We start from the raw sequence: 240 nt of genomic DNA on the forward strand, positions 1-240 counted from the left end.
TGCTGGCCTACCTCAATGAGATTCCCACAGCGAAGGACCGTGTCTTCGTGGTGAAGATGTTGGCCGAGAGAGCGCTTGAGGCGGGCATCGGCCTGCCTGCCCCTGAGCTCGCCGTATCACCGCGACCGGCGGAACCAACGACGGCCCGACTGAAGACGGCACCAAAGACGACATCGAAAAAGGTGACACCCAAGACTTCTCCGAAGAAGCTAACATCCCGAGTTGCAACCACCCGCACGG

General features: G+C 60.4%; 1 protein-coding gene. It reads left to right on the forward strand.

All coding sequences use genetic code 11. The features are described 5' to 3' along the window. The coding region (locus tag ACYP5B_RS48985) for a hypothetical protein (RefSeq protein WP_459574699.1) at nucleotides 1-240 on the forward strand (240 nt) is incomplete at both ends.

The organism is Cupriavidus sp. 8B, from assembly GCF_054589115.1.